This window comes from Streptomyces altiplanensis, assembly GCF_053591575.1.
The window spans coordinates 1-7,608 of record NZ_JBSFUB010000175.1; the positions used below are offsets into that span (position 1 = coordinate 1).

At 70.3% G+C, this 7,608-nt stretch carries 7 protein-coding genes and 1 pseudogene; 2 read left to right on the top strand and 6 right to left on the bottom strand.

Going from position 1 to position 7,608, the window contains the following annotated elements; all coding sequences use genetic code 11:
• Window positions 1-91: 91 nt before the first annotated feature.
• From ACWD0Y_RS35510 to ACWD0Y_RS35530, 5 genes are read right to left on the bottom strand one after another with little or no spacing between them, the layout of a single operon-like run.
• Entirely contained in the window at window positions 92-343 is a 252-nt protein-coding gene (locus ACWD0Y_RS35510) for a glutaminyl-peptide cyclotransferase (RefSeq protein ID WP_450264388.1), read from the bottom strand.
• A gap of 26 nt (window positions 344-369) precedes the next feature.
• Entirely contained in the window at window positions 370-804 is a 435-nt protein-coding gene (locus tag ACWD0Y_RS35515) for an NUDIX domain-containing protein (RefSeq protein ID WP_450264389.1), read from the bottom strand.
• A 38-nt stretch (window positions 805-842) separates the two neighbouring features.
• On the bottom strand, window positions 843-1,634 hold the full coding sequence (fabG, locus tag ACWD0Y_RS35520; protein ID WP_450264390.1) for a 3-oxoacyl-ACP reductase FabG: 792 nt from the start codon (window positions 1,632-1,634) through the stop codon (window positions 843-845).
• On the bottom strand, window positions 1,631-2,746 hold the full coding sequence (locus tag ACWD0Y_RS35525) for a hypothetical protein (RefSeq protein WP_450264391.1): 1,116 nt from the start codon (window positions 2,744-2,746) through the stop codon (window positions 1,631-1,633). Before ACWD0Y_RS35525 ends, fabG begins: the two co-directional genes overlap by 4 nt.
• The gene (locus ACWD0Y_RS35530) at window positions 2,743-4,641 is read right to left on the bottom strand and encodes a nucleotidyltransferase domain-containing protein (protein ID WP_450264392.1); all 1,899 of its coding nucleotides are present in this window, start codon (window positions 4,639-4,641) and stop codon (window positions 2,743-2,745) included. Before ACWD0Y_RS35530 ends, ACWD0Y_RS35525 begins: the two co-directional genes overlap by 4 nt.
• Before the next feature lie 163 nt (window positions 4,642-4,804).
• On the opposite strand from ACWD0Y_RS35530, the gene ACWD0Y_RS35535 reads away from it, so the two are divergent.
• Both ACWD0Y_RS35535 and ACWD0Y_RS35540 read left to right on the top strand, forming a co-directional pair.
• Window positions 4,805-6,136, top strand: coding sequence for an XRE family transcriptional regulator (locus ACWD0Y_RS35535; protein WP_450264393.1), 1,332 nt, complete (start codon window positions 4,805-4,807; stop codon window positions 6,134-6,136).
• A gap of 311 nt (window positions 6,137-6,447) precedes the next feature.
• Window positions 6,448-6,723 carry a hypothetical protein gene (locus ACWD0Y_RS35540; protein WP_450264394.1) on the top strand — a complete coding sequence of 92 codons (276 nt, stop codon included), beginning with the start codon at window positions 6,448-6,450 and terminating at the stop codon, window positions 6,721-6,723.
• A 584-nt stretch (window positions 6,724-7,307) separates the two neighbouring features.
• Here the strand turns inward: ACWD0Y_RS35540 and ACWD0Y_RS35545 are convergent.
• Window positions 7,308-7,608: pseudogene (locus ACWD0Y_RS35545) on the bottom strand (IS6 family transposase); the annotation flags it as partial.

Sequence of the window (7,608 nt, forward strand, 5' to 3'; positions counted from 1 at the left end):
CCGCTACGAGAAACGCGCCTACATCTACCTCGGCACCGTCACCCTCGCAGCCCTCATCATCTGGCTCCGAACATGATCCGAGAAACAGTGCCTAGCGCCATGTGAGCTGCCACAATCCGCCGTTGGCCAGGGTCAGGCCTTCGTCGAACCAGGAGTCGGGCAGCGCCACGCACCGGCTCACCCGGCCAGAGGACAGATGTGCCCTCTGTACCCAGGACTGTCCGTACAGGCCGGAGCTCTCGTACAGCGAGCCGGCCAGAACTTCCAGGCCCTCTGTGAAGGCGTTGGCGTCATGCGGCAGTACCTGGTCCGCTCTACAGGTACGCCCCCGAGCCACCGTCACGGATCATGCCGTCGGCACAAGGGTAGCTACACCGGGGCGAGCAGGTCGCCGTGGTCGAGGGCCTCGCGCAGTACGACGGAGATCGCCTCAGGCAGCAGGTTCACGGCGGCGAGGGCTTCGGAGGTGAGGGGGATCTCTTCGAGGAGGTACTCTCCGCGGTCGTCCCGCTGGAACTCGGGGCCGCTGCGGTCGGCGAAGTTCCACGTCTTGATGCGGGCGAGGTAGAAGTACTCGGTCTCGCCGGATGGGTTCTTCAGCTGGTGGAACGGGCGCACGATCTCCGCCTCGCCGGCAATCTCTTCGCGGATCTCGCGCAGGAGCGCGGTCTCGTGGTTGGCATCGGTGTCTTCGACGCCGCCTCCGACGACCACCCAGTAGGGGGCGCGTCCGGGTCGGACGCGCTTCATCAGGAGGGTGGTGTTGGCCGGGGTGATCAGAATGGCGCGGACGCGCTGCTTCACGGGCTCGGTCTCCCTTGTGGCTGGGGTGGGGCGGTGGTCTAGTTCATGAGCCAGCCGCCGTCGATGTGCAACGACTGGCCGGTGATGAACGATGCGGACGGGCCGGCGAGGAAGGCGATGGCGGCGGCGACGTCGTCGGGCTGTCCTCGTCGGGGGACGCACTGGCGGGCGATCTGGTCTTCGGGGCGTGCGCGATGGTGGGCGGGCAGGGTGTTCTCGGCGTCGACCTGGATGGCGCCGGGGACGACAGTGTTCACGCAGATGCCGTGGGGGCCAAGTTCCCTGGCCAGGGACCGGGAGAAACCGATCAGGCCGGCCTTGGCGGTGCTGTAGGCGGTCAGTCCGGGGCGTCCAGCACGGGCGTTGACGCTGGAGACGTTGATGATGCGGCCCCACTGCCGGCGGACCATCCCGGGGGTGACGGCGTGGCTGGCGCGGTAGTGAATGGTCAGGTTGACGTCGAGAGCGCTCGCCCAGGCCCGCTCGTCGGTCTCCTCCCATGAGTGGCGCGGGTAGGCGCCGGCGTTATTGACCAGGATGTCGACCGGGCCGATTTCGCTGGTCACCTGGCTGACCATCAGGCCGACCGCGTCCGGATCGGTGAGGTCGGCGCTCACCTCGATGCCGTCAGATCCGAGGCGTCGTACCTCGGCCAGGACGCTGCGTGTCTCGTTGATCTGGGTGAAGTGGCTGATGGCGACGGTGGCACCGGCGGCGGCGAGCGCTCTGGTGGTGGCCGCGCCGATCCCGGTCGCGGCGCCGGTGACCAGGGCGACGCGCCCCTGGAGGGGGCGGGCCGTGAGAGGGAGGTCGAGCAGGGGCGTGGTCACTGTGCCTCCGCGGGGCTGGTGAGGGCGGCAAGGGGACGGGTGTGCGTGAACGGAGCGTTGTCTGCAAGGTGCTGGGCCTGGACGAGTTTGGCCAGGAGCAGCAGCAGGTCGGTGGTGGTGAGCAGGTGGGGCGGGATGACGCCAAGGACGCGGAGGGTGAGGAACGGGGTGAGCGCAGGCAGTTGCCGGTCGGGAGGTAGGGCAGCTGCGTCGCCGAGGTCGGTGGTGAGACGGGCGAGGAGGCGGGTGAGGGCGGCGTGCCGTCCTGGCCCGATGGGCCAGGTGGAGTGGATGTCCAGCCGCCGGTGCCGGGCGGACAGCTCGGCATGCTCGACGGCGGGGACCGCGACCGGGGGGAGGTGGTGGGGCAGGGTGCGGGTGTAGACGTCCGGCTGGTAGATGGGGACGAGCCAGCCGCCGAGAGCGAGGAGGTACCACAGGAGGTTGGCGATCTCGCCGGCCAGGGCGTTGCGGCCGGCGTACTCGAAGTCGAGCCAGCACGCCCCGGCAGCGCTGGCGGCGATGTTGGGTTCGGTCGGATCGCCTTGGGTGACGGCGGTGGCCCACTGGCTGTCGGGGTGCAGCGCGGTGCGCGCGGCGTCAATCGCGGCGGGCACGTCGAGGATGAGCGGGATGTCGTTGACGGTGGCGGTGTAGCCGGTGAGTGAGGCGACCGGGATCCGCTCGCCGGTGCGGGTGTCGGGGAGGGTGAGGCCCGGGTCCAGGTACCAGGTGTCGATGCGGCTGGCAGGGCGGATGCGGTCGGCGTAGAGCGCGGGCACGCAGGCCGACAGGGGCAGGGTGCGGCCGGTCGCGGCGGCCGCAGCAATCAGGTCGTCGCAGACGACGTCGATGAGGTTGGCGACCTCGGAGGGGTCGGCGCGGCCGTGGTCGGCGAGCGAGATAAGGTCGCCGAGCAGGATCCGGCAGCGACCGGAGGCAAAGACGTTCTCGTACGTGATCACGTCGGTGTGGGCATCGAGGAGGGTGCGGTCGAGGAGGGCGGGGACCTGGAGGCGGCCGGCGACCTGGAACCAGCCGAACTCCTCCGCCGTCGCCTTCTCGATGGGGAGCGCCTTGCGGAAGTGGGGTGCTGCCGGGTGGGTGGTCATGCCGCGGCCTCGACGGTCGGCATGGTGGTCATCCAGTGGTCGAGGACGAGCTGCGCGAGGTCCTGGGCGGCGGCGCGGTCGGTGCGGGCGTGCTGCACCAGGTCCTCGTGCCGCTCGTTGGTGTCATGGATGAGGAGGTCCAGGGCCTCCGAGTCCCCTGCGCACTCGACGCCGTCAAAGCGGAGCAGGACCTTGGCGAGCAGCGCCGTCACCTTGAACAGGGCGCGCAGGTCCGGGGCGCCCTTCAGGAGCTGGCGGCGGATCTCGACGGCCGACTGCACGCCGACCTCCATGCTTGCGGCGACGTCGTCAGCGAGCGGCGGGGCCGGGATCGTCAGGCCCGGGCGGGCCCACAGCGGGAGCAGTGAGCCGGCACCGAGGAGGGTCAGGACGTGCAGCAGGCGCGAGGTGACCGCGCCTGCCCGGCACTCGGCCTGGCTCAGGACGGTCAGACCGAGCTTCACATCACCGAGTTCGCTCCGGACCTCCGTAAGGGCCTGACGCAGATCAGCGGTGCGGTCGGGCTCGGCGATGACGAACACGTCCAGATCGGACCAGCCGTGCTGGTACTTGCCGCGGGCGCCACTGCCGGTGACCGCGAGCAGGTCGATCATCGGCTCCGGCCCGCTGGTGGTCCGCTCCAGGAGCGCGGTCAGGAACACCTCCAGCGCGACGGGCAGGCCGAGGCCGTTCACCGGGGTGGTGGCCGGGGCGACGGTGGGCCATGCGGCGTCGAGCGCGACCCGGTCGAGCCGGCGCTCCAATGCCAGACGGGCACCGTTGTTGTCCACCACGGTGTCAGCGATGCCGGCGATCTCCTGCGCTCCCCGGGACGCCTTCACCTCGTCCCGATCGGTCACGTCACAGGGGCCGGCGGTCCCGCGCACCGCCCGTAGTTCGGCCGCGGTCTCGATGTAGGCGACGGCCAGCTGGTCGCCGAGCATGCGGCGCAGTTCTGCGGTGACATCGAACTCGTGGAGGGACTCCAGAGTGAAGCGGTCGTGGAAGTGGTGCGCGGCCGCGTACCGGTCCAAGCCATCCAAGAGGAGCTCGGCGCGCACTACGGGTGCGATGGCGTACGGGTCGGCGATCCCGTTGCGGTGGGCGGAGTCTTCGATCAGGTAGCCGATCTTCAGCCGGGCGTGGCCGTGGCGGGTGCGCAGGTACTCCCCCGCGGTGCTCTTGCCGCTCTCGGACATCCCGCCGAGCGCGACGATCCGGACGCCGGATAGACATCCGGCCGGCACGAGCGCGGTGTGCGGGTGCAGCCGGCGGCGCAGCTCGTCCTGGACCGCGACGACGGGGCGCTCGTCGACGACGATGACGTCCTCGAAGCGGCCCTCGGCGACCAGGCGGTGGATCTGGTCGTGCAGGTGGCGCTGATAGGCGGTGTAGATGGGGGTGACGCTCTTCTCGTGGGAGAGGGCGCGGGCGGTACCGATCGCCGGGTCGTCGTGGTGGAGGAGGACAACGCCGTGCTCGGCGGCCTCGGCGGCCTTCAGGTCCTGGGTGTACGGCTCCAGCAGCATGCGGGCGCGGTCCGCGGCCTGCTCGCAGGTCAGGTCCTCGCGGACCGCGACGGTCGCGGCCAAGGACGCCTCCAGCATCGGTATGCCGCGGTCCATGAGCCGCACATCCGCCGCACCGCGTCGGTGGCGGGAGCGCTGAAGGTAGGAGGCGGCCAGCACGTCAGCGACCTCCCGGACGGGGCCGGCCGCGAACCACCAGGTGCCCATGCCGTTCTTCTTGATCTCGGCCCAGCGGGCGTCGTGCGCGTCCAGCGGCCCGGTCACCTCGGCGGCGGGTCCGATCCGGCGTGCCAGGATGCCGAGCTGCTTGGTCTTGCCGGTGTTGTCCGCACCGCTCAGCGCGACCGTCAACACGTCGTCGCCCACGTCGGCCCTCCGATCTGCTCTGGGCCTGCTCGAAGGCGGCCGGCCCGGGACAGCGAGTACACCCAACACGCGTCGTGGGAAACAGTGTTCGAAGGTCATGCGGGGGTCATGCGACTGTCGCGATCCGGCCCCCAGCCGGCCGTCCGGGTGCTGTGATGGACGGGTGGACGCGCTCCCCCAGCACCCGCTCGTCATCGCCCGGTCCCTTCACGGTCTGTCCCAGAACGACCTCGCGGACGGGATCAAGAAGGCGGCGCGCCGCCGCGACCGGCGAGCCGGTACGACTAAGCAGCAGATATCCGTGTGGGAGCGCCCCGGGGCCCGTGCACCAGCCCCGTGGTATCAGCAGCTGATCGCCGACGTCTTCGGCGTCGGCCCCGACCATGTCACCGCGCTCGGCTGGCCGTACTGGCTGCCCGGAAACGAGGCGCCCGTTCCCCTGGGCACCGGGGCGACGGTCGCCGCACTCAGAGAGGCCCAACGCCGCGCCATGCTCAACCGCCGCACCCTGATCGGACTCGCCCCCGCCGCCCTCGCAACGCTCGCGCAGCAGTGGGCCACGCTCGACCCCGCCCTGGCCGCGTCCGCCGCTGAGGGCCAGGCCGTCGCCCCGAAGTTCGTCACCTGGCTGGAGACCAGCGTCCAGCACCTGACGAGCATGGCCACCGCCGACCGCCAGCACACCGCCCAGCTCCTCGACAGTTACTACGACACCATCGTCGGCCTGCTCGAGAACGCGCTCTACGACGAGACGACCGGCACCCGCCTGCATCAGCTCGCCTCCGGCCTCGCGCAGACGATCGGCTGGCACCGCTTCGACCACGAAGACCACACCTCCGCCGGTCACTACTGGACCGCCGCCCTCCACGCAGCACACCAGGCCGCGGACACCGACCGCGGCGCGGGCGTACTCGCCGACCTCGCCTACCAGAGCATCTGGCTCGGCCAGGCCACCCCCGCCATCGACGTCCTCGACCACGCGCTGACCCGCACCCAGAACTCCACCGCCCGCTCCCTGCTCCACCTGCGCAAAGCCCGGGCCCTGGCCATGAACGGCGAAGCCCGCGCCTGCCGACGCTCCCTCGACGCCGCCGAACACGCCCTCAACACCGCCACCGCCGCCCCGCCGGCCTGGTGCTCGTGGGTAAGCCCCGCCGACCTCGCCGTCGACTCCGGCCGCTGCCTCATCGACCTCGGGGAAACTGGCCCCGCCCTCCACCAGATCACCCAGGGCGTGGCCCTGCTACCAACCTCCCGCGACAAGACCCGCGCGGTCTTCCTCGCCTACGAGGCCGAAACCCTCCTACGCCAAGGCGAGATCGACCACAGCGCCGCCACCGCCCATGAAGCCCTCGTCCTCTCCCACCGGATCGGCGCCACCCGCTGCACCCGGCAGATCAGCCAGCTCGCGCCGAGCTTCGAGCGCCACCTTGGAGTGCAGGGCGTCCAGCGGTTCCTTCACATCGTTCACGAGTCACGCCTGCAATCCGCGTAGGTGCATGCCGCCGGACGACGTGGCGTAGCCCCTGGCGGCGCGCCGTCGGCAATGCCGCCGCTGATCCGCCAGTGTCCGCGCCTCCGGCATGCCCACCGCCCAGGCTCCTCGCCTAGCTCGTACGGCAGGTGGCTTTATCGAGCAGTAGCGGGTTCTGGCAGCAGATGTTCACCGCTCCGGGAGGCGCCGTCCGGGCCGTGGTTGACGTTCACGAGAACGGGAGGCGCCTCGTGTACCCATCCGCCGGACGGCCAGAGCGAGAACAGCCGAAGCGTGACGAGCTGTCAGGCGTGCAGGGCAGACTGTCGCTCATGACAGAAGCCGGGCTCGACGCCGCCGCCCGCTCCCTGCGGGCTTGGCTCAATCGACAGCAGTTCAGTGACCTGTCTGCCCCCGAGGTGACCGCCTTCTTTACCGACTCGGTGGCCGACTGGGCGGCCGATCAGGGATATGAAGTCCAGCGGGAGGTAGAGCTGCCCACCGCCACTCCGCAGAACCGGACCGGGCGCCTCGACCTGCAACTGCGGCACCGTTCGGGTACGGGACGGCTGATCAGCATTGAGGTAGATCGGGGTACGAAGGAGTAGTCCCTCGAAAAGCTCGTCCAGGCCGCCGAGCTTGGCCATCTGGCGCTGTGGCTTCGGTGGAGCCGCACCCCCGTCACTCTGCCGATCCCGCCCACGGCCCGGCTCATCCGGGCTCAGGTGCTCAGGCGCACCACGCTCACGCGGGCGAAGCTCCACTCGCTTCGGCCGGACAACTGCGGGTAGCAGGCTGGTTCGCACCCGGCGGCGCCATAGGTGCTGAGGCGGACCCACCGCGGGCTTCTACCGGCCCCGCGTCAGGGTTATGGGGACCCTCCAGCAAGCCTCGGTGCTGTCGAAACTCGGTTCTGGCACAGATCTTGGGGAGCCGTTGCGAAGGTGATGACGCTGTTCGATTGATAGGGGACCAAACCCCGGTGGCTCGACGTGAGGGCGTTGTCACGTTGTTGGGTGCGTGACTGCCTGATGGTGTGTCGGAGCATGGTGGGCCTGCGGCCCGGGCCTGTCTTCAGGCCGTGGTGGGCAGCCGGTGACCTGCTTCCAGATCGCGAAGCGGACGGTCGTCTCGGCGCGGTGGCCGGAGGCGGTCATCAAGTGGCGGCGGGGCCGGAGGTGGGGCGAGATACCGCTGAAGGCGGACAGAAACCGCTGCGCCCCGCCGGTACTGCGGAAGCCCTTCATCGCCCGTTCGCGCTGCCTCGTCGGCTGGTGGGAGTTCTCGGCCCGGTTGTTCAGGCCTTTGCGGGAGCGGTGCTCGACCGAGGGCATCACCTCGCGGTGGGCCGCGCGGCAGGAACGAAGCTTGTCCGTGACGATCACCCGCGGCACGGCCCCGGTTCCTCGGAGGAGCCGACGAAAGAAGCCCTGGCCGCGGCCTTGTTGCGCCGGCTCTGGACGAGGACGTCCAGCACGTTGCCGTCCTGGTCG